This window comes from Winogradskyella ouciana (assembly GCF_009709615.1).
Classification (GTDB): domain Bacteria; phylum Bacteroidota; class Bacteroidia; order Flavobacteriales; family Flavobacteriaceae; genus Winogradskyella; species Winogradskyella ouciana.
Genome location: NZ_WJYA01000006.1, coordinates 184946 through 208161 on the forward strand (window position 1 = coordinate 184946; position 23216 = coordinate 208161).

The following is a 23216-nucleotide window of genomic DNA, read 5'->3' on the forward strand; positions in this document are numbered from 1 at the left end:
CATCTAATCAAAATGAAAACCAAAAGCATAATCTTTATTCTATTACTTACAATAATTACTGTTAGTTGTTCAAAATCAGTAGAATATTCAGAGGAATTCAAAAAGCAGACTTCAGGGAAATATCTTTACAATCCTGATGAATTAATCTTAGTGTATTATGAAGGTGACAAACTTCTTCTCAATTGGAAAGGCGGTGAAATAAAACCCGTAACATTAAGTGAGAATGAATTTTTTGTACCAGATATGTATAAGAAATTTCGATTTGTACAGCATCCTAAAACTAAAGAACGTTATCTGTCCGTGATACCAGAAGATAATGAAGACAAAGTCACGTATGACTATTTAAAGGTTGCGGAAGACTATAAAACACCAAGTCAGCATTTAGTAGATGGAAACTATGAGAAAGCACTGGCTGGTTACTTAGAAATAAAAAAACAAGACTCTACCAGTTCCTATATAAGGGAGCGCGACTTTAATAGCATTGGTTACAACCATTTAAGAAAAAACAGATATGACGAAGCTATTGCGGTTTTTAAGCTAAACACTGTTTTACACCCAAATAGTTCTAATGTGTACGATAGCCTTGCAGACGCTTATTTGCGCAGTGGTGATAGCTTACAGGCTTATAACAATTATAAAAAAGCACTTGAAATGGATCCGCACAACCCACGTGCAGAACGCTATTTGAAAGCTTACAAGCCTAAAAAGAACAATTAAAGTTACATATTATGGGGTAGAAGCTACAACACCAAGCGTATATAATTGCTCCATAGTAGGGCTTTCGCTACCTCCTTCTGGCTCTAGGGTAATACCAAATGCCTGACTTTCGTTAGCATTTGCTATAGCAAAGATTTTATTATCATCGGTATTGAAGTCATCGATTGTACCTAGGCTTGTTGGTATTAACGGATTGAGCGTTAAAGACCATACTTGCCATACTTTACCTTCTGGTGCGTTAGGTAAACCTTCAGCATCTAGATAAATGGTGTTATCAGCTTTGTTCCAATAGACTTTAGCATAAGAATTTGCAAAATCTCCTTGGCCACCAAGTGGTACTGAAATTATATCCTTATCTCTAATAGCATTTAATAGATTCTTAGTTGCTGCCAGGTTCTCTCTAGCATCTTCTATTTGTATTTCGAGATAATTCCTTTCGGTTTCAGCAGTTTGTAACTGCTCTTCTAGTTCAGATTTATTATTCAATGTCCACAATAAGCCTCCAGCCAATAAAATTGAGGCAGCCCAACCAGTGTAGGAAATCCAATTAGGTTTTTGAGGTTTAAGATCAACGACTTTCGTTTCTGTATTGCCTAACTTTCCTTTGAAAGATTCAAAATCTATAGCATGAGGAGATACTGCAGCAGTTAATTTTACAACAGCAGCTTCAATCTCTAAAACTTCTTGCAATATTTCAGGATGTTGTTGCATCAACTCATAGACCTCCTGATTTTCTTTTTCAGAAAGTTGACCAGCTACGTATAGCTCTAAAATACCTGATTCTATGTATGCGTTTATATCCATAATTTATAATACCATGTCTCGTAACTGCTGTATACAGTTTCTATTTCTTGTTTTTACCGTGCCAATAGGCATTTGCAATTCTTCAGAAGCTTCTTTTTGAGTGAATCCTTTAAAATAGAGGAGCTCAATAACTTCTTTACATTTTTGGCCGAGGTTGGTCACAAACTTTTTAATTCCGATAGCATCAGTGCTCCTATCTAAATTGTCATTGCTTGTTATTATATCTACGAAATAATCCGAGTTGAGGTTTTGTTTGGATTGCTTAAATGCTTTAGATCTTGTTTTGTCAATAGCTGCGTTGCGTGCTATATTTAAAATCCAAGTAAAAAATCTTCCCTTTTTTGATGAGTAAGTATCTGCTTTATGCCATGCCTTTATAAAAACATCTTGCATAAGCTCATCAGCAATACTAGAATCTTTTACGATATTGTAAACTACACCATGTATGCTATTGCTATACATACCATAGAGTTCTTTAAACGCCACCTGATCCTTGTTTTGAAATTGTTGTACTAGTGTTTCTAAATCCTTCATAAGGGGTTATTTTAGAATTTTTGCAGACTAGGGGAAGGATAGTGACGCAATAGCTCTAGTTATAAAAAATGTATTTGTTAATGTTGATTATTCAATAATTCCACCACAACTAACTCTGCTACCAGCAGCACCAGAAGGTTGAGATGTAAAGTCGTCTGTACCTTGATGCACAATAATGGCTTTACCTAAAATATCTTTTGTCTCGTCTCCACAGCCAATACACCATTGGTCTGTTGAGAATAGAACATTACCTGTCCCATCTTCTCCAACTTCAAAATTTCCAATATCTCCTTTGTGGTATCCAGCTTCATCTCCCCATTTTCCATGAGGTTGGGCAGTCGGGTTCCAGTGACCTCCAGTCGATGTTCCATCTGGTGAAGAACAATCAGCCTCAGCATGGATATGTATGGCGTGAGTTCCTGGTGTTAATCCACTCATTTTAGCAGACATAGTAACTTTATTTCCTTTTTGTTTAAATTCAACCTTACCAGAAACATTGCTATCGCTCTTTGGAGTAAGCTTAAAGGAGAGCTCTTTACTCATTACCTTTTCATTCTCCATGGTTTCTTCAACCTCGGTTTCCATTTCTGTTTCAGTTTCCTTTTTGTTGTCTTTACAAGCCGTAGCAAATACAATTGATAAGGCTAGTGCTAATAATTTTATATGTTTCATTGGTTTGTTATTTATGTCCATAAAGTTAAATATATATCTATGGTATCGCAAATTCAAACTGAATTGAGTTAAAATTTTCACTAATATAATTAAAATCTGTACGATTTAACATAAAAGGCAACGAGATTAAGAGCTAATTGATTTTTAGCAACAATTTTGGATCTTTTATGCCTCTTTTAAGGTTTTCAGTGAGCAGAATGGATTTATCAATACGCGTTTGTGATGCTTTATATCTAGAAATGGCATAGATAATAGTACGCTGCTTACCTGGTGTCAGATGTTCAAAAATTTGAAATGCGTCATAGTCACTTAAGAGTACAGCTTCTAATTCTTCGGACATTTCAACTCCATATTTTGAAGTGTCTTCAAGTATTTGAAGCTTAAAATAATCATTCGGAAAAACCCCAAGTTCTTTCTGTTTTGCCTTACTGAAATAAATACGAAACAAACCGGTTTTTTCTTTCTTTAGTGCAGCATAGAATTCAATTTGTTGATTTTCGAAAGACGCTATAACCTTTACGCGCTTATGATTATTCTTTATAAAGTCTATAATAGGTTCCTCTGTCAGAATAACACTGTATTTATCTGCCAACGTTACTTCAAACGGTAAACTTTTTAGCATATCTATAAATTAAAGTCTGACATGACAAAAGTCATATTTTAATACCATACATACTAGTAATTTTGAAATATAATAATTAATAGGTATGTGCAACGCTCTAGTAAATAAATATAATGTGGCTGGGCCAAGATACACCAGTTACCCAACGGTTCCTTACTGGGATATAGATTCCTTTTCATTGCACCAATGGAAGGATTCATTAAAACGATCTTTTGATGAGTCCAATACTGCTGAAGGTCTCAGTCTATACATACACTTACCTTTTTGCGAAAGCCTGTGTACGTTCTGTGGTTGTCATAAACGCATCACCAAACGACACGACGTGGAATCTCCATATATAAAAGCAGTTTTAAATGAATGGGAATTATATCTCAATTTATTGGGTGCTAAGCCCGTAATTAAGGAGCTTCATGTAGGTGGAGGTACACCAACATTTTTCTCTCCAGAGAATTTAAGATTTTTGATATCAGAATTGCTAAAAACCGCGACTCTGGCTGAAGCATATGAATTCAGTTTTGAAGGGCATCCCAATAATACGACTGTAGAGCATCTACAAGTACTATATGATTTAGGCTTTAGACGTGTAAGTTTTGGAGTTCAGGATTATAACTTAAAAGTACAGAAAGCTATCAATCGCATTCAACCTTTTGAAAATGTAAAGCGTGTTACCGATTTAGCTCGAAAAATAGGTTACACTTCGGTTGGTCATGATATTATTTTCGGATTACCATTTCAAACTGAAATTGACGTCATAGAAACCATAAGCAAAACCGAAACCTTGATGCCAGACCGTATTGCCTTTTACAGTTATGCGCATGTGCCTTGGATAAAAGGAAATGGGCAGCGTGGTTTTAAGGACGAAGATTTACCATCCGGTGAATCTAAACGTCAACAATACGAAACAGGAAAGCTCCTTTTAGAGAAAATAGGCTATACTGAAATTGGTATGGATCATTTTGCGTTAAAGAGTGATTCGCTTTACAAGGCCATGGAAACCGAAACCTTACACAGAAACTTCATGGGTTACACGGCTTCAAAAACACAAGCTATGATAGGACTTGGAGTATCGTCTATCAGTGATAGTTGGTATGGTTTTGCGCAGAACGTAAAATCCATAGAGGAATATTACCATTTGGTAAGCCAAGGCATTATACCTGTTTATAGAGGTCATATTTTAAATGTTGAAGATCTTAAAATCAGAAAGCATATCCTCAATCTTATGTGCAACTTTAATACCTCATGGCAAAATGCTGAATTGGATTTTGAAGAATTGCCAGATGTCCTAATTAAACTAAAAGAATTTGAACAGGATAATTTGTTGGAATTTTTGAATAAGGAAATAACGGTTACCGAAAAAGGAAAACCTTTTATAAGAAATATATGTATGGCTTTTGATTTGCTATTGCAAAGAAAAAAGCCAGAGACACAATTATTTTCAATGACCATTTAAAACCAAAAAACATGAAAAAAATTATAGTACCCATAGATTTTTCTGAACATTCTGAATATGCCTTGGAAACTGCGGCCTCAATAGCCAAAAAGTTTAATTCTGAAGTGTATGTTTTGCATATGCTACAACTATCTAATGCTATTATAACGGCAAGCGCAAACTCTTTAAATGAAGAAGCTGTTTTTTATTTAAAACTAGCCGAGCAAAAAATGGAAACGTTTTTAGATAGACCATATCTAAAAAATGTAAACGTAATACCAGTGGTAAAACACTTTATGGTATTTAAGGAAATAAATGAATTGGTTAAAGCCCAAGATGCAGATTTAATAGTTATGGGTTCTCATGGCGCATCAGGTGCCAAAGAGGTGTTTATAGGGTCTAACGCAGAAAAAGTAGTAAGACATGCAGAAATCCCAGTGCTGATTGTAAAGCATAATCCTATCTTGGTAGAATTTGATACGATAATCTTTGCCAGTGATTTTTCTCAGGACTCTGTTGAGAGCTACATAAAGGCCAAGTCCATTTTTAATAAGTTAGAGGCTAAAGTTCAATTGGTTTACGTCAATACTCCAAATTCAGGCTTTAAAAGTTCTGTAGAAATTGACCAACTGATCTCTAAGTTTTTAAAAATAGCCGAAGGTAACTTAGATATGTTTAAGGACGTAGCCGTAGTATCAGATTATTCCGTAGAACAGGGTATTCTAAGTTACGCTAATAGGGCAGGAGCAGATTTAATTGCTGTGGCTACGCATGGTAGAAAGGGTTTGGCACATTTCTTTGAAGGTAGTATTTCTGAAGATGTTACAAATCATTCTACGCTACCAGTAATGACTTTTAAAATTTAGATCTTGATGTTGTTATTAGTTAGTGTTATTAATGTCAAGTTAAAACGCCAAGGATCTAAGGCTTTGGCGTTTTTTTAAACTGTAGATTTATCCAATAACTGATAAATATCATGTTTTATGATGTCAATACACGGTATCTTCGCTTATAAATAAGATAAAATTGTCTTATTTAATTAAAACTATATTAGAACCCATGCAAATACTAACAAAAAACCAGATTAAAATGAAGAAACGAAACATAATCAGTTGTGGAGCTCTACTTATAATGATTCTTTTTATGTCTTGTAAAGATAACAATCAAAAAAAAGAAGTAAGTACAACGGATATGCCTATCAGTAGAGAAATGAAGGCAGAACTAACTTCTCCTCCAAATGTACCTAGAAGTGTAGGAAGAAGAAAAGCTAAAAAGCTTATTGTTAATATGGAGATTCTCGAAGAAGAAGGAGAATTAACGGATGGCGTAAAATATGTCTATTGGACCTTTGGTGGTTCTGTGCCAGGTAGCTTTATTAGAACCAGAGTAGGAGATGAGGTAGAGTTTACTTTATCCAATCATCCAGATAACAAATTACCACATAATATCGATTTACATGCTGTAACTGGGCCAGGTGGAGGAGCAGAGTCTTCATTTGTTGCTCCAGGTCACGAAAAAACATTTTCATTTAAAACCTTAAATCCAGGACTTTACGTTTATCATTGTGCAACAGCGCCAGTGGGTATGCACATAGCAAATGGTATGTATGGTCTAATATTGGTTGAGCCAGCAGGTGGTTTACCTCAAGTGGATAAGGAATACTATATAATGCAAGGTGATTTTTACACCAAAGGCAAAAATGGAGAACGAGGATTACAACCTTTCGATATGCAAAAAGCAGTTGATGAAAATGCAGATTATGTGGTCTTTAATGGTAGTGTTAATGCCCTTACGGGAGATAATGCTATAACCGCTAAAGTTGGTGAAACCGTTAGACTTTTTGTTGGTAATGGTGGTCCTAACCTTGTATCTTCTTTCCATGTTATCGGTGAAATATTTGATAAGGTACACGTTGAAGGTGGTGACACTGTTAATGAAAATGTACAAACTACATTAATACCTGCTGGAGGTGCTGCTATAGTAGAGTTTAGGGTAGATGTTCCAGGTACGTTTATCCTGGTAGATCACTCTATATTTAGAGCCTTTAACAAAGGAGCTTTAGGTATGCTTAAGGTGGAGGGTGAAGAGGATAAAAGAATATATTCGGGTGAAATACGCGAAGGTATTTATTTACCTGAAGGTCCAGGAATACAGAATATGCCTACAACTGATGAAGTTGTAGAATCTGAAATTCCGGCAAAATCTTTTGACGAACAAATGAAGTTTGGTAAACAAACCTACATGCAGACTTGTTTTGCTTGTCACCAAGCAGAAGGTCAGGGTATTCCGAATGCGTTTCCTCCTCTTGCCAATTCAGATTACCTAAATGCTGATGTAGAAAGAGCAATAGATGTAGTTGTTAACGGATTGAGCGGTGAAATTACCGTTAATGGCGAAAAATATAATAGTGTAATGACTAAACAGCTGTTGTCTTCAGAAGATGTGGCAAATGTGTTGACCTACGTTTATAATAGTTGGGGAAATTCTGGTAAAGTTGTTACCAAAGAGATGGTAGAAAAAGTAAAAAATAAATAAATCAATAATATGAAAACCAAAGTCTTTAGTCTGTTGTTAATTTGTTTTGTGTGTCAATATTTAACGTATGGGCAGACTGAAGACATGGTTTTAATTGAAGGTAGCAGATACATTCCGCTTTATGGGCGCGACTCTACAGTCGTTGAGGTAAACGATTTTAAAATGGATAAATATCCAGTAACGGTTGAGGATTTCGAGTTGTTTGTTAAAGAAAGCCCCAAATGGAGAAAATCCAATGCTATTAAATTATTTACCGATAAGACTTATTTATCCAACTGGAAAAATGATTTAGAAAGTAAAGATTCAGTAAAATCTAAAAGTCCTATTACCTATGTGTCATGGTTTGCGGCAAAGGCGTATTGCGAATGCCAAAATAAACGTTTGCCAACAGTAGATGAATGGGAATATGTAGCCATGGCAGACGAAACTACGAAAGACGCACGCATAAAACCTACCTATAATGAACAAATTCTATCCTGGTATGAAGCTCCGCGCACTAATGAAAATATCATTGGTGAAACACCTAAAAATGTTTGGGGAGTTTACGATTTGCATGGCTTGGTATGGGAATGGACCTTAGACTTTAATTCGGTATTGATTACCGGAGAATCCCGTAAGGATGTGGATAAAGACAGTAATCTGTTTTGTGGAAGTGCTGCCGTTAATGCCACGGACTTAATGAATTATGCAGCGTTTATGCGCTACGCTATAAGAGGAAGTTTAAAAGCTAAATACTCAATGAAAAATTTAGGTTTTAGATGTGTACAAGATGTTAAAACTGAAAGCGAATGAAACATATTAAAATTATATCATCAGTGTTGGTATTACTTGTGTTGGCAATCTCATGTAATTCAGATAAATCAAAAGCATCAAATGATGCCTTGGCAGTTTATCAATGTCCTATGCTGTGTGAAGGAGCTAAATTCTATGATGAAGCTGGTAGTTGCCCTGTTTGTAAAATGGATTTGAAGCAGATAGAAAAGGCTTCAAAAGAAATGGAAACCGATGAAATTTCAGAAGAATCTATTTTCAATTTAATGAGCAAGTGGCATACTGAAGAAGGTAAAGAAATTCAACTTGAAGATTTAAAAGGCAAAACACTAGTAGTGGTCATGATTTATACATCATGCAAAGCAGCTTGCCCAAGATTAGTAGCAGACATGCGAAATATTGAAGCTCAAATTCCTGATGAAAAATTAAAGGATTTAACCTTTGCGTTAGTCAGTATAGACCCAGAAACCGATACACCAGAACGTTTAAAAGCCTTTGCCATCGAGAACCAAATGGATGATGAGCAATGGACCTTTTTACACGGCACAGAAAGTGGTGTAAGAGAATTTGCCAATGTATTGTCTGTAAAGTATAAAGAAATCTCACCTATAGATTTTTCACATTCTAATATTATAAGTGTGTTTAATGCTAAAGGCGAATTAAAACACCAACAAGAAGGTTTAGGAGTTGACAACAAAGAAACCATAGAGACTATCCTTCAACTCATTCAATAAAAAATACTGAAATGAAAACGATTCTAACAATCCTATGCTTAGGACTTGTAATGACATCCTATACACAAGAATTTGAACTTTCAACAGAGATAAGACCACGTTTTGAGTATAGACATGGATTTAAAACCTTAATTCCAGATGATGAAGATGCGGCATCATTTGTTTCGCAGCGTACGCGATTATATCTGAATTATAAAAGTGAAAAGTTGAATGCCTTTGTCACGTTTCAAAATGTAAGAGTTTGGGGAGATGTCGCTACGTTATCAACTTCAGATAAAAACGGAATTGCTATTCACCAAGCTTGGGCTCAATTACTTTTAGACTCTAAATTCTCATTAAAAATGGGACGACAAGAAATTAGTTATGATGACCACAGAATTTTTGGAAATGTGGGTTGGGCGCAACAAGCACGTAGTCATGATGCACTTATTGCAACATATCAACCTAATGCTAAAAACCGTCTGGATTTTGGATTGGCAATGAATGAAAATGCCGAAATCTTATTCGATACCGAGTATGCGGTTAACAACTATAAAGCGTTTCAATATTTATGGTATCATACCGATTTTAATGCTGTAAGTCTAAGCCTTTTAATTCTAAACAACGGATTGCCATATTTTGATGAAAACGAGGAGCAGCAAGTAGATTATAACCAAACCATAGGTTTTAGGTTTACATTTAATAAAAACAAGCTAAAAGCAGATGCTTCAATTTATTTTCAAACGGGTAAGATCGCAGATACAGATCTCAGTGCTTATAATATGGCAGCTAATGCTTATTATAATATTAGTGAAAATTTCACCACTGGTTTGGGAGTGGAATACCTTTCTGGTACTGATATGAATACAACGGAAAATACACTGAAATCATTCAATCCTTGGTTTGGAACCAATCATAAATTCAACGGATTAATGGATTATTTTTATGTTGGCAATCATGCTAATTCTGTAGGATTATTAGATGTTAATGCCACATTAGCTTACCAAAAAGAGCAGTTTTCGGTAAAGCTGGTGCCTCATTTCTTTTCTTCTGCAGCTATTGTAGTTGATAATACAGGGAAAAAGATGAGTAATGCTTTAGGGACAGAACTCGATTTGGTTTTGGGTTTTAAATGGACTAAGGATATCAATTTTCAAGCAGGATATTCCCAACTATTTGCAACGGAAACCATGGAAGTTTTAAAAAGTGGGAACAAAGACAATACCAACAATTGGGCTTGGTTGATGGCAACCATTAAGCCAAGTTTGTTTAAAACGGTATTTAAGGAAGATTAAAGCATTTATATTAATTTCGTCTCATTTTACCAGTCATTTCTTCGATATTAATAACAAAAACTATAGGAATATCATCACTATCAATTTTTGCAGAGAATTCATTTATAAAATCCAAATCTCGTAATTCTTTTCGCATAATTACATCTTTAACGCCTAAGGAAAATTCGTGTAGCAAGGCTTTTGCACTGCTGCCTTCGAGTTCTTGGTATAAACCATGTACTACAACAGATTGCCAATTGGTTACAGATTTTATTTCACTAACTTCTAGTGCTACGGCATTATGTTGTCTTAAGGCATGGATTTTATGACCATCGCCAGAATAACAAATAATTTTATCGCCTTTATGAAAATAAGTGATAGGCAGAACAAATGGTTTGTTTTGATAAATATATGCTAAGTGACCAATGTAGTTTTGGTGTAATATGAGTTTACATACTTCTTGATTTAATGACTTTATCATAGTTTTTGGTTTAAGTTAACTTAAGCTAAAGGTACTTCTCAGAAAAGAGAAAAATTATGACATATATCAGTTTCAAGATGTTTGTGTTGTTATTTCCAAAATAGGTCTTTTTCGTTTTCTACAAATTTTTCAGGCTGATGAATTTTTTCAATGTGAAAAAATTCGTCTTCAGTTGCTACTTTCTGAATTTCAGGAAAAAGCACACGTTCTTCAAACCTGATGTGCTGTTCTAATTCTTCTTCAATCTTACTTAAAGTTTTTATATCATCCTCACGTTCTTCAAATAACCGTTTTAAGCGTCTATGTTCTGCCAGAGCACGTTTTACCAATTCGTTTTCGTCTTCTAAAATTGGAAAAATGTGATTTTCCTCTATTTCAAAATGAGGAATAAGATGGTTTTTGTAAAACCAATCTGCATAGGTTCTAATACGTTTTGGATCGATGTTTTTACTGAATCCTGTTCTGATTTTCCAGGATAATAATAAACCATGATGATGCTCTCGACTCAATGGTTGAAGTGCTTTATGACGTTTTAGAGGTTTTGGCTGCATAAGTATAGAGTTTAATAATATTGATTAATAGGAAGCTGATACCTAATGGCAATAAAATGCTAAATAGAAATAACAACAGATAGTAATGCCGTAGCATACCGCTTCCGAAGTAAAACATAGTACCTTGAATTAACAAGAGTAATTCTGTTAATACAAAGCCTAAAAGAAAACTATAAATACCAAAATATAGAGGTTTTGAAAACCTTACCAAATCACTTTTCAAGATAAATGCAAATAGAAATCCTGTGATGACACCTAGCATTAACAAATGGATAAAACCTATTACAAAATTTCTATGGTTATAGACAACTTGAGAAAATTCTGGTAAAATTGATAGCGACTGAAATGCTACTTTTAAGATAAAGCAGAGCAGTGCGAAACTGTACATATAAAACACAACTTTGTTTTTGTAATTCAGCATTGATTTGAGATTTGGTTTTATAAGTTGAAAAAAATTAACAAGCGCTATAATTTGAAGAATAACACCAAGTCCATTAATCCACAGCAAACTTTTATGAGGTGCAAACCACTGAATTGGCAAGGCCAAGGTCAATAGGGTGGAAAGAATTAATAACCAAAAAAACTGTTTGAATTCTTTAGGGTTTTCAATTTTTAAAAGATGAAAAAACACCGCCAAAACGGCAATTAAAAACCAACCATTAAACTGAAAGTGCAAAAAGAACTGAATCGCTATTTGATAAAATGCTGAGGTCTGTCCAAGCGTCACAACAGCTGGTCCCAAACACCAAACGCCAATGGTTGAAATAACCATAAATATTAAAGAAGTCTTTACTAATTTTTGGCTTACGGTTGAATTGGTCTTATGATGTTTCCAAATCAAATAAACAAAGTAATAACTACAGAAAATATGCAATGTTGAAAATGAAATAGAAATTGCCGCATAACCTTGAAATGGAAAACTCAACATCATACCAATTACAGCGAATTCCGTTAGCCAAAACAACCGATTAAAGATTTTGGGTTCATTGGGTACAAAGTAATGAACAAACAGTGCGAAAATCATTAAATACCCCCAACCTAACATGGCAACATGTGAGTGAGCATGCGTTAGAAATCTATAATTTATACCAATGGATTCTATGAACGAAAAACGCAATGCCAAACCCATAAGGGCAGCAATTAAAAAGTTAACTAAGCATATAATGACTAACTTTTTTGGCATTATTATAATTTAGGAATTAGAAATTTAAGGATTCTAAAGAAGAAAATCCTGAATTGTTTGTGGAAAACATATCAGGATTTCTTCGGAAACTGGAATTAATTAGGGATTGCTATTAACCAAATTGTTGCTCTAATTTTATAGCTTCAGGAAACAGAATATTGTTTTCCAAATGAATATGTAGATGCAAATCTTTTTCAAATTCATCTAACATTGCAAAGGTGACTTTATATGTATTACAAGCATCTGCTGGTGGATTGTAGTTATCTGTTAGTTCTGCGATCTGTCTAAAACGGTCTCCTTCATTATCATGCTCGTCTTTCATCATGGAGATTGGGTTTTCTACGATGCCAAATTGAGGAGATTGCACAACTCCGTTTTCTAATTTTGCTTTTACCATTTTCTTTATGAAAGGGAAGAGGATAAGTTCTTCTTTTTTCATGTGTGATGCCAATTCGCCTGCTGAAGCTGTAAATAGTTCGTTTATTTTATGTAATTCAGGGTGACGTTGACCATGAACACGACATAACTTATCTAAAAATTGACGTATGACAGGAATTTTTTCTTCAACATATCTATGGTGTTTCTTTTCAATATACTCAGCCAACAAATCTAATGGCCAAGACTTATAATCAATAGTTTCTCCAGTTTTCGCATTTATTATTTGATTAATTTCATCCATTAGTTTAGAACTGTCGAGTCCTTTTTTCTCACAGGCTTCTGCAATAGTTCTATTGCCATTACAGCAAAAATCAATTTTGTATTTAGAGAAAATTGCTGCGGTTCTAAAATCGTCTGCAACATACTGTCCTATTTCTTTTTCGGTGTTTTTTTGTAGTACTTCCATGTTTTTGTTTATTTAAGATAAATTTATCCTATTTATATTCAAATTTTTTTAAATTTTTAAAAATGAGACACCAGATTTAATATCTAATGCTAATTGTTCTAAGGTTGTATGTTCTAACATATCCTTTAGTTCTTCCCTGACTACCTTAAATTTGTCGTGTACAGGACATGGGTGATTTTCATTACAAGTATGTAAGCCTAAACCACAACCTTTGTAAATATTATCTCCATCAATGGCATATACTATTTGCGATAGTTTGGTGGTTGCAATTTTATTCCTATCCATCTCAAAACCACCATGTGCACCTCTAACCGAATTTACAACTCCATGTCTCACTAAGGCTTGAAGTATTTTAGCCGTAAATGCTTGTGGTGAGTCGATTTCTTTAGAAATTTCCTTGGGAGTAACACGTTTGTTTTCAGAAGAATTTACAGCAATAAAAATTGCTGCTTTTATACCATATTCACAAGCTTTTGAAAACATATTAACTGTGTTATTACACCACAAAGATAAGCTATTATTTTAAATAAGACAAAAATATCCTAATTAAAAAATATTAATGACATTCTATACTACTAGAAGCCATTTCCACAACCGGAGCAGGTGAGAGGTAAGGTATTCCCAAACCTAAGCCACGAAGAATAAAAAGAACTCCAATAATTACAACAAAAACAGGTATCGCTTTTTGAATACGTTGCTTTATGGTACTGTTTAAAAATTTTCCTAGATAAATAGCTGTGGTCATTAATGGAATAGTCCCAACACCGAATAAAACCATGTATAAGCCACCTTCTGCTAAACTGCCAGTAGCAATAGCACCAAAAACAGCCATATAAACCAGGCCGCATGGTAAGAAGCCATTCAAAAAGCCAATGGTTAAAAAGGTGTCTGCGGTTTTCTTTTTTAGGGCTTTTCCCAACGATGATTTTACTTTAGAAATTAATCTATAAAGTGGTTTTGAAAGATTGTATTTACCAATGCTTTTGTGTGGTAAAAGGACAACGACAATCATTAAAATTCCAATGATAATAGAAAGCTGTTGCTGAACTCCAAAGATGTAAAGACTTTTGCCTACTAATCCAAAGACCAGACCAATTAAGCTATAAGCTAATAATCTACCGAAATGGTAAATTGCAATCTGGCTTATTTTTTTTAAGGAATTAGAACGATCAACAGGCAACATAAAGGCTATCGGTCCGCACATACCAACGCAGTGCAGACTTCCCAATAAACCCAATATGAACGCCGAAACCAACATTAGTAAAGTATTTCCTTTTTATAGAGGTAGGCTGTATTTTTATATGTCCAATCTACTTTAATGTTCCAACGACCATCTAACAAACGTTTGTCAGGTATGAGCAAATTGTGGTCGGACAGTGAAATCGGTGTTTCAAAATCCAATTGCTTATTAGATGGTCTATATAGGAACACTGAGCCTTCAATAGCTTCGAAATCCATTTGTTTAGGAAAAACGATTACGATGCCTTCAGTTGTTTTGTTCCAAGATATATTGGTTGCCAATTTTCTGGCATTTGTTTCTTTATCAATATCAGATTGAAATTGTAACTCTTGTTTATAATAATCTTCAACGACTAAATCATGATCATATTTATCATCCGTACTCATATTAATAACAAAGTATAGGATGAAGGCTATAAAAGCCACAAATGCAATTACAATTGCTGTTCCCCAGTTTATTTTCATGTTTTCTACTTCCCTAAAAAACGGGAATCTCTTTATTTAATTCTTTTGTCATCCTGAACTCGTTTCAGGATCTTTATTAAAACGCACTAGTTTTTTTGATTAATTATAACTTCGAGGGCCCAAGAAATTAACCGTAGTTGTTTCTATGAGTTCATCGTAGCTATAGACATCAATTCTCAATTTATTTTTATCACCAGATAAATCACTTTGCTTAAGTTCAATGAACATGGTGCCTTCTGCAATACCTTGTGGCTCAACTATAAATGTATCTGAAATGGATACTAATTTAATTTCACCATCAATACCTCTCAGTTTAAAGCTAACATTTGTTATGGTATCAGTTGTTTTGTTAACTAATTTGTAAGTAAAGACATTGCTTATAACGTTATTATCCTTACGCTCATAAAGTTGACCAGGCAGTCTTAATATCCTTGCTTCAACATCATTTCTTAAGGCCAGCATACCTGCTAAAACACCAATTAAAATGACCAGTACCGCGATGTATCCTTTAAGACGAGCCGTTAATTTAAAGGGTGCTTTCTTTTCAATGTTTTCTTCACTTGCATATCTAATCAATCCTTTAGGAAGGTCGATGCTTTCCATAATATGATCACATTCGTCAATGCATGCTGTGCAGTTTACACACTCTAATTGTGTGCCGTTTCTTATGTCTATTCCCGTTGGGCAAACGTGTACACATTGTAAGCAATCAATACAATCTCCATAACCCAGGGCTTTTCGGTCCTCATTTTTTCTGAATTTTTTTCTTCCGTTCTCACGTTCTCCACGTTTATGATCGTATGCTACAACAATAGATTTATTGTCTAGGAGTACTCCTTGCAATCTTCCATAAGGACAAGCGATAATACAGACCTGCTCTCTAAACCATACAAAAACAAAATAGAACACACCAGTAAATATGACTAGTGGAATTAACGTGCCTATATGCTCAAAAGGACCATCAGTTATATATCTCAATAATTTGTCACTTCCAATAAGATAAGCCAGAAAAACATTAGCAATAAGAAATGATACTACTAAAAATATAAACCACTTTAAAAGGCGCTTTCTTATTTTCTCGGCATTCCATTTTTGTCTTGCCAAGCGTCTTTGTTTGTTACGGTCGCCATCGATCCAATATTCTATACGTCTGAAAACCATTTCCATAAAAATGGTCTGTGGACAAATCCAACCACAGAAGATACGACCAAATCCCACTGTAAATAATGTGATGAATACCACACCGATAATCATCGAAATTACAAACAAATGAAAATCTTGAGGCCAGAACGGAAAACCGAAAATGTTAAAACGCCTTTCTATAACATTGAACAATAAAAACTGATTGCCATTAATCTTAATAAATGGTGCAACAAACAGGAAAGCTAATAAAATGTAGCTTACTATTTTTCGTTTTTCGTAATATGGGCCAGATGGTTTTTTGGGATAGATCCAGTTGCGCTTGCCCTCTTCATCGATGGTGCCGATAGAATCCCTAAAAACTTCATTTGGTGGCGTTTCCATTTATGGCGTTATTTTCTATTGATAATCAATAGAGGTTTCTAGAGAATCTGGGATTACACGTTCTACTTCTATATTAACGTCGTGTACCTCTTTTCCTGTTTCAGTATCTTTTAAAGACGCTTCAATCCAAACTTCACCTTCGGCTTCTTTTGGTTCTGCTGGCGAAGTACCTTGAAATTTTAGAACATAACTCGCTACCTGTGCCATTTCCAACGGTTTTAATTCCGTTTTCCATGGTACCATTCCCTTTCCGTCACGCCCACCTTCTGATATGGTATTAAAGACATTTTTTATGCCTCCACCTAGAATCCAGTATTCATCAGTTAGGTTGGGGCCAATACCACCTCCGCCATCAGATTTGTGACAAGCGATACATCTTTCTTCAAAAATTTTCTTTCCAGCATTTAAGTCACTGGCATCAACCAAGATTTCTACGGTATTTACATCCACTAAGTTTTTGGCAGTTCTTTTGTATTCTGCTATTGCTCTTTCTGCCTCTGCATATTCAATTTCATATTCGTCATATTGGTCATCAGCATTAAAGACGTGATAACGAGCCATATATATAAATCCGAAAATTATGGTAAGATAAAAACTGTAAACCCACCATGGAGGAAGATTGTTATCGAGCTCTTTGATGCCATCATAGTTGTGGTCGAGGATAATTTCACCTTCTTCCTCAATTGGTTTAGTACCTAAAAGTTTGTTATAGGCGCGTTTTAGCCAACGCACAAATTTTGGGGTTTCAGCACGCTTTAGGTCATAACGAATTTTGGCTTCTTCGTCTAAACTTTGGTATAAAATGTTGTCCATTGAGCCAACAATAGCCTCTATGGCAAGAAGAATCAATAAAACCAATAATAAAAACAACATTATGGCTGGTTGCTCCATAAATGCTGGTTGATCGCCAGAATCAACGAAATATTCAACAAGACCTGCAATAAAGAAAAATACGACAGGTACTCTTATATATGAAGGAATTAAATGTCTCATAATAATTGATCGTTTTGGTTGTCTAATGGTAAATTGCTAACAGTTTTGATGTATTCTTTTTTTGCTGTAATTACCCAATAGAATAACACTACAAAGAAGATAAAGAATATGAGGAGCGATATCAAAGGGTAAATTTCTATACCTGTGATACTTTCCATATGGTTTTTTACAAATTTCAACATGACGTTATTGGTTTTGAGCAGTTTCTTTTATGTCCTCTACTTTGATATCGGTTCCCAACCTTTGCAAATAAGCGATAAGCGCTACAATTTCGCGGTTTTTCATTTCAATAAAATCTTCTCCAGCAGCGGCTTTATCTGCTTCGTAAGTTTTAGCAAAATCAGGATCAGCGTATAGGTTGGTTTCAATTTGAGTACCTTGTTCTAACATTGAGGCCTGTGCATTTGCAATATCTTCTTCAGTATAAGGTACTCCTAGATCTACCATAACTTTCATTTTGTTTTCAGTCATGGATTTATCAAGTTCATTTCTAATTAACCATTGATAAGCAGGCATTATGGAACCACTGGATGTGCTTTGTGGATCGTACATGTGATTGAGGTGCCAGTTATCTGAATACTTTCCACCAACGCGGTGCAAATCTGGTCCTGTACGTTTACTTCCCCAAAGGAATGGGTGATCGTACACATATTCACCTGCTTTAGAGTATTCGCCATAACGTTCTACCTCACTCCTAAATGGACGAATCATCTGTGAATGACAACCTACACAACCTTCTCTAATGTATATATCACGTCCTTCCAACTCAAGAGGTGTGTAAGGTTCTACACTACTGATTGTTGGAATATTGGATTTTACAACTATCGTTGGTATAATCTGTACAATACCACCAATGAGAATGGCAACCGTTGCATAAATAGTTAATAATACTGGCTTACGTTCTAACCAAGTGTGCCATCCCTCACCAGCAACACGTCTTTTAGAAACACGTTGCAATGCAGGTGCTTCAGCAAGCTCGTCTGTTACTTTGTTGTTAGACCTTACAACAGTCATAATAACGTTGTACACCAAAATGAGCATACCTGTAATATAAAGCGTTCCTCCAATGGCTCGCATCCAGTACATTGGCATGATTTCAGTAACAGTTTCTAAAAAGTTGCCATATACTAAAGTGCCATCAGGATTAAATTGCTTCCACATACTAGCCTGGGCAAACCCAGCAACATACATAGGCAGGGCATAAAGAATAATACCCAATGTGCCTATCCAAAAATGAGCATTAGCCAGACCAACAGAATGTAATTTGGTTTTGAATAACCTTGGAATTAACCAATAGATCATGCCGAAAGCCAAGAATCCATTCCAGGCTAAAGCACCTACGTGCACATGCGCAATAATCCAATCTGTGTAATGGGCTATGGCATTTACGTTTTTAAGTGAAAGCATAGGGCCTTCAAACGTTGCCATACCGTATCCTGTAATGGCAACTACCATAAATTTTAGAACAGGGTCTGTACGGACCTTGTCCCAAGCACCACGCAAGGTCAACAAACCGTTAATCATTCCTCCCCAAGATGGAGCCAATAACATAATTGAAAAAGCAACACCCAAATGTTGAGCCCATTCTGGTAATGCTGTGTATAATAGATGATGAGGTCCTGCCCAGATATAAATGAATATCAATGACCAAAAATGGACAATGGATAATCTATAAGAGTAAACGGGTCTATTTGCAGCCTTTGGTACAAAATAGTACATCAATCCTAAGAAAGGTGTCGTTAAGAAAAAGGCAACCGCATTGTGTCCATACCACCATTGCACAAGTGCATCCTGCACACCTGCATATACAGAATAACTTTTTAGGCCACTGACAGGCAATTCTAAACTATTGAAAATATGAAGTACTGCAACGGTAACAAAAGTTGCTAAGTAAAACCAGATGGCAACATATAAGTGACGTTGGCGACGCTTTAAAATGGTGCCGATCATATTGATGCCAAATGCAACCCAAATGATGGCAATAGCAATATCAAAAGGCCATTCTAATTCTGCATATTCCTTAGAGGTCGTATATCCTAGTGGAAGTGTGATTGCTGCGCCAACAATAATAAGTTGCCAACCCCAGAAATTAATGTTGCTTAATAAATCGCTAAACATCCTGGCTTTAAGCAAGCGTTGTAGTGAATAATAGACTCCAGCAAAAATCGCATTACCAACAAAAGCAAAAATCACAGCATTGGTGTGCAAAGGACGTAAGCGACCAAAACTAAGCCAAGAAATTCCGTCTGTCATATTTGGGAATAAAAACATAAAGGCCAGAATAAGACCTACTAGCATACCAACAACTCCCCAAAGTATGGTGGCATAGAGGAATTTTTTAACGATTTTGTTATCGTAATAGAATTGTTGCATTTCCATATTAAAAAAATTAGTCAGTTTTTGTATTGATTGGTTTTTCGGTTTTTGATTTTACAAGCTCGTCTTCAAAAAGCATGCGCACGGAAGGAGTATAGCTGTCATCATATTGACCAGACTTTACAGCTGCAATGAATATGAAAAAGAATACCACACCAACTATGACGCTTATAGTCAATAAAATATATATAACACTCATACCTATTTGAAGTTACGGTTCAAAATTACTATTGAACTTATTTTTAAAACATGACATTTGTCATATAGAATCATTTATTTTAATCTTCTTCCTAATAGGTTTGTGCAAATGGTTGTGAATACCACAATGCTTATAGAACTTAAGGGCATTAAAATAGCTGCAATCACAGGCGCTAATTGACCTGTTACAGCAAAGTATAAACCAATGATGTTATAAAAGAACGAAAGCAGAAAACTCCATTTAATGATTTTTATAGCAGATTTTGATGCCATTATGTAAGAGTATAATTGTCTGAATTTTGAAACATCTAAAATGGCATCACAAGCTGGTGAAAAGACATTAACATCTTCAGAAACCGCAATACCAACATTGCTTTGTGCCAAAGCTCCAGCGTCGTTTAAACCATCACCGACCATTAAGACTTTTGCACCCTCAGATTGATGGTATTTAATAAACTCTAATTTGTCTTCTGGTTTTTGATTGAATATCAATTTGGTTTTTGCAGGAAGCAACTTCTTTAGATTTTCTCTTTCCCCTTCATTGTCACCAGAAAGAATAACCAAATCAAAATGTTTTTTGAGTTGGTTAAAAAGTTTGGACACACCTTTTCTGTAACTGTTATAAAAGGTGTATTTCCCTTTGTACTCATTGTTACTACTTATATGAACTGTGGTATTTAAAACTGCAGTGTTCTGTGGATTGCCAACGAAATTTGCAGAGCCAATTTTAAGATTAATATCGTTATGTTGGGCCTCAATACCTTTACCTATATGTTCTTCAAAGGTGTCTAAAGTTATAATATTGTGTTCGTCCAATAAGTTATAAAGACTTCTACTCAAGGGATGGTTAGAACCTCTTAAAGAATTTTTAAGAACTAAATTTTCAAAATCAGAAAGTGATTCCCCTTCATAAACGACGTTACTGGTTTTATTTGATGTAATGGTTCCTGTTTTATCAAAAATAACCGTGTTAATTTGTGCAAGTTGCTCAATAACACTGGCATTTTTAATGTAGAACTTTAGTTTACCAAAAATTCTCAATAAGTTTCCAAAGGTAAAAGGAGCCGAAAGTGCAATAGCACAAGGACAGGCAATAATGAGAACGGCTGTAAAAACGCTCATTGCTTTACTGGCATCTGTAAATAACCAAAATGTAGTGGCTATAAAGGCAATGGTTAGTATGGCAATGGTAAAGTGTTTGCTAATGTTGTTGGTAATGTTTGTAAAACCTTCTTCCTTGTTCTTGTTGAAGACATCATTACTCCATAACTGCGTGAGATAGCTTTGCTCAACAGATTTAAGTGCTTCTAGCTCTATGACACCAGCCGTTTGTTTGCCACCTGCAAATAACTTGTCACCAGATTGTTTTGAAACGGTTTGCGATTCACCAGTTACAAAACTGTAATCTATTTTGGCTTTACCATTAATCAAAATACCATCAACAGGAATTAGCTCTTCATTTCTAATGAGAAGCCGGTCTCCTTTTTCGATATCATAAACCTGAATGGAGTTTTCGCTTCCGTCTCTTTCAATTTTTGTAATGGCGATTGGGAAGTAAGACTTATAATCGCGCTCAAAGGATAAGAAGTCATAGGTTTTTTGCTGAAAGAACTTTCCAACTAAAAGAAAGAATACTAAACCAGCAAGGCTATCAAAAAAACCTGAACCCAAATCGAGCATAATCTCGATAGTACTTCTAATGAAAAGCACGGAAACTCCCAAGGCAATAGGCACATCGATATTAAGCAACTTGGCTTTTAGACCTTTAAACGCCGAAATAAAATAATCTTGAGCCGAATAAAACACTACAGGAACAGAAAGGGCAAACATCAGCCAACGGAATAGAGGCTTGTATTGCTCTAACCAATATTCATTGACTTCAAAATATTCTGGAAAAGACAAGAACATAATATTACCAAAAGCAAAGCCGGCAACACCAAGTTTATAGATTAAGGTACGGTTAATATGTTTTTTGCCAGATTTAAAATCGTCTAAACTAATGTAAGGTTCATAGCCAATTGAGCTTAGCAGTACAACTACGGATTTTAAATCGGTTTCTTCAGAATTGTATGTAATTCTAACAGTTTTTTTACCAAAATTGACCTGTGATCCTGAAATATTAGGGTTCAGCTTATGGAGATTTTCAAGTATCCAAATACAAGAACTACAGTGAATATGAGGAATGTAGAGGGTAGCAATTTCTACATGATCACTTCTAAATTCAGTTAGTTTGTCAATGATGTTTTCTTGAGATAAAAAATCGTATTTACCGTCAATCTCCTTAGGGATTGCACCAGGCGAATTCTGTAAGTCGTAATAACAGGTGAGATCATTTTCGTTAAATATCTCGAAAACGGTTTTACAGCCATTACAGCAGAACGACTTTTCCTGAAAAGAAATGACATGATTACCACAATTGTCACCACAATGAAAACACGTTTTGTTTTCCATTTTATTTGCTCATTTATACCTGTAACAAAGGTCACATAAGCTTAACTTTTAAAATATGATATTTGTCATGTTATTCTTATATTTGGAATACTATCCGAGAATCAATCAATATGAGTAAATGTCAGTCGTGTATAATTAAAGAGTTTAACGCATTAAAATCCTTGACAAGAGATGAATTAATGCGTGTTTCGGCTTGCAAAACAGGAAAACTCTATAAAAAGGGGGAGGTTATTTTTGAAGAAGGTGAAACGATTAACGGAGTGTATTGTGTTAAGGATGGTGTTTGCAAGCTTTCTAAATTGAGTGAAAACGGTAAGGACCAAGTTGTAAAGTTAGTTGTAAAGGGTGGTTTACTTGGTAAACGCTCATTGGTATCGGATCAGAAAACCAATTTAAGTGCTATTGCTCTAAATGATATGGAAATGTGTTTTATTCCTAAGAGTGAAATTATGTCTGACCTTTCAAAAAATCCGAAGTTTACCATGGATGTATTGAAGGAAATGGCAAACGATTTAAAAGATTCTGATGATTCGTTGGTTGACATGGCTCAAAAGTCGGTTAAAACCAGAATGGCAGATATTCTATTGTATATACATGATAATTTTGGTACTGACGACGAAGGTTATTTAAGTATTATCTTATCTCGTGAGGATTATGCTGGTATTGTAGGCACAGCTACGGAATCTGCAATTAGAATCTTGTCTCAGTTTAAAAAAGAAGGATATATTTCAACTAAAGGAAAACGTATAAAAATTGAAGATGATAAGGGTCTAAAATGGATAGAGTAAAAAGATCATAGAAAATAAAAATCCCATAGCATTTACTATGGGATTTTTTATT

General features: G+C 35.0%; 25 protein-coding genes. 8 read left to right on the forward strand and 17 right to left on the reverse strand.

What is annotated here, in order from left to right; translation table 11 throughout:
* Positions 1-12 precede the first annotated feature (12 nt).
* Positions 13-717, forward strand: a complete 705-nt coding sequence (locus F1003_RS10815) for a tetratricopeptide repeat protein (RefSeq protein WP_155089437.1) — start codon at positions 13-15, stop codon at positions 715-717.
* Between the two features lie 9 nt (positions 718-726).
* On the opposite strand, the gene F1003_RS10820 is transcribed toward F1003_RS10815, so the two are convergent.
* The 4 genes from F1003_RS10820 to F1003_RS10835 all read right to left on the reverse strand — a co-directional run bounded on the left by F1003_RS10820 (position 727) and on the right by F1003_RS10835 (position 3349).
* Positions 727-1521: an anti-sigma factor gene (locus tag F1003_RS10820; protein WP_155089438.1), complete on the reverse strand. Its 795-nt coding sequence runs from the start codon at positions 1519-1521 to the stop codon at positions 727-729.
* Between the two features lie 3 nt (positions 1522-1524).
* Positions 1525-2055 carry an RNA polymerase sigma factor gene (locus F1003_RS10825; RefSeq protein ID WP_155089439.1) on the reverse strand — a complete coding sequence of 177 codons (531 nt, stop codon included), beginning with the start codon at positions 2053-2055 and terminating at the stop codon, positions 1525-1527.
* 87 nt (positions 2056-2142) lie between these two features.
* Positions 2143-2727 (reverse strand): superoxide dismutase family protein, encoded by a 585-nt coding sequence (locus tag F1003_RS10830; protein ID WP_155089440.1) that lies wholly within the window; start codon positions 2725-2727, stop codon positions 2143-2145.
* Between the two features lie 133 nt (positions 2728-2860).
* Positions 2861-3349: a YdeI/OmpD-associated family protein gene (locus F1003_RS10835; RefSeq protein ID WP_155089441.1), complete on the reverse strand. Its 489-nt coding sequence runs from the start codon at positions 3347-3349 to the stop codon at positions 2861-2863.
* Between the two features lie 85 nt (positions 3350-3434).
* On the opposite strand from F1003_RS10835, the gene hemN reads away from it, so the two are divergent.
* The 6 genes from hemN to F1003_RS10865 all read left to right on the forward strand — a co-directional run bounded on the left by hemN (position 3435) and on the right by F1003_RS10865 (position 10092).
* On the forward strand, positions 3435-4799 hold the full coding sequence (gene hemN, locus F1003_RS10840; RefSeq protein ID WP_155089442.1) for an oxygen-independent coproporphyrinogen III oxidase: 1365 nt from the start codon (positions 3435-3437) through the stop codon (positions 4797-4799).
* Positions 4800-4810: 11 nt separating this feature from the next.
* The gene (locus tag F1003_RS10845; protein ID WP_155089443.1) at positions 4811-5644 is read left to right on the forward strand and encodes a universal stress protein; all 834 of its coding nucleotides are present in this window, start codon (positions 4811-4813) and stop codon (positions 5642-5644) included.
* A gap of 277 nt (positions 5645-5921) precedes the next feature.
* Entirely contained in the window at positions 5922-7313 is a 1392-nt protein-coding gene (gene nirK, locus F1003_RS10850; RefSeq protein ID WP_438695862.1) for a copper-containing nitrite reductase, read from the forward strand.
* Between the two features lie 9 nt (positions 7314-7322).
* On the forward strand, positions 7323-8105 hold the full coding sequence (locus F1003_RS10855) for a formylglycine-generating enzyme family protein (protein WP_155089445.1): 783 nt from the start codon (positions 7323-7325) through the stop codon (positions 8103-8105).
* A complete protein-coding gene (locus tag F1003_RS10860; RefSeq protein ID WP_235898316.1) occupies positions 8102-8818 on the forward strand; it encodes an SCO family protein in 717 nt (238 codons plus the stop codon). The genes F1003_RS10855 and F1003_RS10860 overlap by 4 nt, the downstream gene beginning before the upstream one ends.
* A gap of 11 nt (positions 8819-8829) precedes the next feature.
* Positions 8830-10092: an alginate export family protein gene (locus tag F1003_RS10865; RefSeq protein WP_155089446.1), complete on the forward strand. Its 1263-nt coding sequence runs from the start codon at positions 8830-8832 to the stop codon at positions 10090-10092.
* A 10-nt stretch (positions 10093-10102) separates the two neighbouring features.
* Here the strand turns inward: F1003_RS10865 and F1003_RS10870 are convergent, their stop codons facing one another.
* The 13 genes from F1003_RS10870 to F1003_RS10930 all read right to left on the reverse strand — a co-directional run bounded on the left by F1003_RS10870 (position 10103) and on the right by F1003_RS10930 (position 22376).
* Entirely contained in the window at positions 10103-10552 is a 450-nt protein-coding gene (locus tag F1003_RS10870; protein ID WP_155089447.1) for a pyridoxamine 5'-phosphate oxidase family protein, read from the reverse strand.
* 89 nt (positions 10553-10641) lie between these two features.
* Complete coding sequence (locus tag F1003_RS10875; RefSeq protein ID WP_155089448.1) at positions 10642-11103, reverse strand: hemerythrin domain-containing protein; 462 nt, start codon at positions 11101-11103, stop codon at positions 10642-10644.
* Complete coding sequence (locus tag F1003_RS10880) at positions 11075-12286, reverse strand: hypothetical protein (RefSeq protein WP_155089449.1); 1212 nt, start codon at positions 12284-12286, stop codon at positions 11075-11077. The genes F1003_RS10875 and F1003_RS10880 overlap by 29 nt, the downstream gene beginning before the upstream one ends.
* A 112-nt stretch (positions 12287-12398) precedes the next feature.
* Complete coding sequence (gene ric / locus F1003_RS10885; protein WP_155089450.1) at positions 12399-13130, reverse strand: iron-sulfur cluster repair di-iron protein; 732 nt, start codon at positions 13128-13130, stop codon at positions 12399-12401.
* A 48-nt stretch (positions 13131-13178) separates the two neighbouring features.
* A complete protein-coding gene (locus F1003_RS10890; protein ID WP_155089451.1) occupies positions 13179-13613 on the reverse strand; it encodes an RrF2 family transcriptional regulator in 435 nt (144 codons plus the stop codon).
* A gap of 73 nt (positions 13614-13686) precedes the next feature.
* Positions 13687-14388 (reverse strand): sulfite exporter TauE/SafE family protein, encoded by a 702-nt coding sequence (locus F1003_RS10895; protein ID WP_155089452.1) that lies wholly within the window; start codon positions 14386-14388, stop codon positions 13687-13689.
* Positions 14388-14834: a FixH family protein gene (locus F1003_RS10900; RefSeq protein ID WP_155089453.1), complete on the reverse strand. Its 447-nt coding sequence runs from the start codon at positions 14832-14834 to the stop codon at positions 14388-14390. Before F1003_RS10900 ends, F1003_RS10895 begins: the two co-directional genes overlap by 1 nt.
* A 99-nt stretch (positions 14835-14933) precedes the next feature.
* Positions 14934-16358, reverse strand: a complete 1425-nt coding sequence (ccoG, locus tag F1003_RS10905) for a cytochrome c oxidase accessory protein CcoG (RefSeq protein ID WP_155089454.1) — start codon at positions 16356-16358, stop codon at positions 14934-14936.
* A 15-nt stretch (positions 16359-16373) separates the two neighbouring features.
* Complete coding sequence (locus F1003_RS10910; protein WP_155089455.1) at positions 16374-17351, reverse strand: cbb3-type cytochrome c oxidase N-terminal domain-containing protein; 978 nt, start codon at positions 17349-17351, stop codon at positions 16374-16376.
* Positions 17348-17533 carry a CcoQ/FixQ family Cbb3-type cytochrome c oxidase assembly chaperone gene (locus tag F1003_RS10915; protein WP_155089456.1) on the reverse strand — a complete coding sequence of 62 codons (186 nt, stop codon included), beginning with the start codon at positions 17531-17533 and terminating at the stop codon, positions 17348-17350. Before F1003_RS10915 ends, F1003_RS10910 begins: the two co-directional genes overlap by 4 nt.
* 4 nt (positions 17534-17537) lie before the next feature.
* Positions 17538-19730, reverse strand: coding sequence for a cytochrome-c oxidase, cbb3-type subunit I (ccoN, locus tag F1003_RS10920; protein WP_155089457.1), 2193 nt, complete (start codon positions 19728-19730; stop codon positions 17538-17540).
* 10 nt (positions 19731-19740) lie between these two features.
* Positions 19741-19926, reverse strand: coding sequence for a cbb3-type cytochrome oxidase assembly protein CcoS (ccoS, locus tag F1003_RS10925; protein ID WP_155089458.1), 186 nt, complete (start codon positions 19924-19926; stop codon positions 19741-19743).
* A 74-nt stretch (positions 19927-20000) separates the two neighbouring features.
* Positions 20001-22376, reverse strand: coding sequence for a heavy metal translocating P-type ATPase (locus F1003_RS10930; protein ID WP_155089459.1), 2376 nt, complete (start codon positions 22374-22376; stop codon positions 20001-20003).
* 161 nt (positions 22377-22537) lie between these two features.
* Here F1003_RS10930 and F1003_RS10935 point away from each other — a divergent pair, with 161 nt between their 5' ends.
* Positions 22538-23164, forward strand: coding sequence for a Crp/Fnr family transcriptional regulator (locus F1003_RS10935; RefSeq protein WP_306461429.1), 627 nt, complete (start codon positions 22538-22540; stop codon positions 23162-23164).
* Positions 23165-23216: the final 52 nt, after the last annotated feature.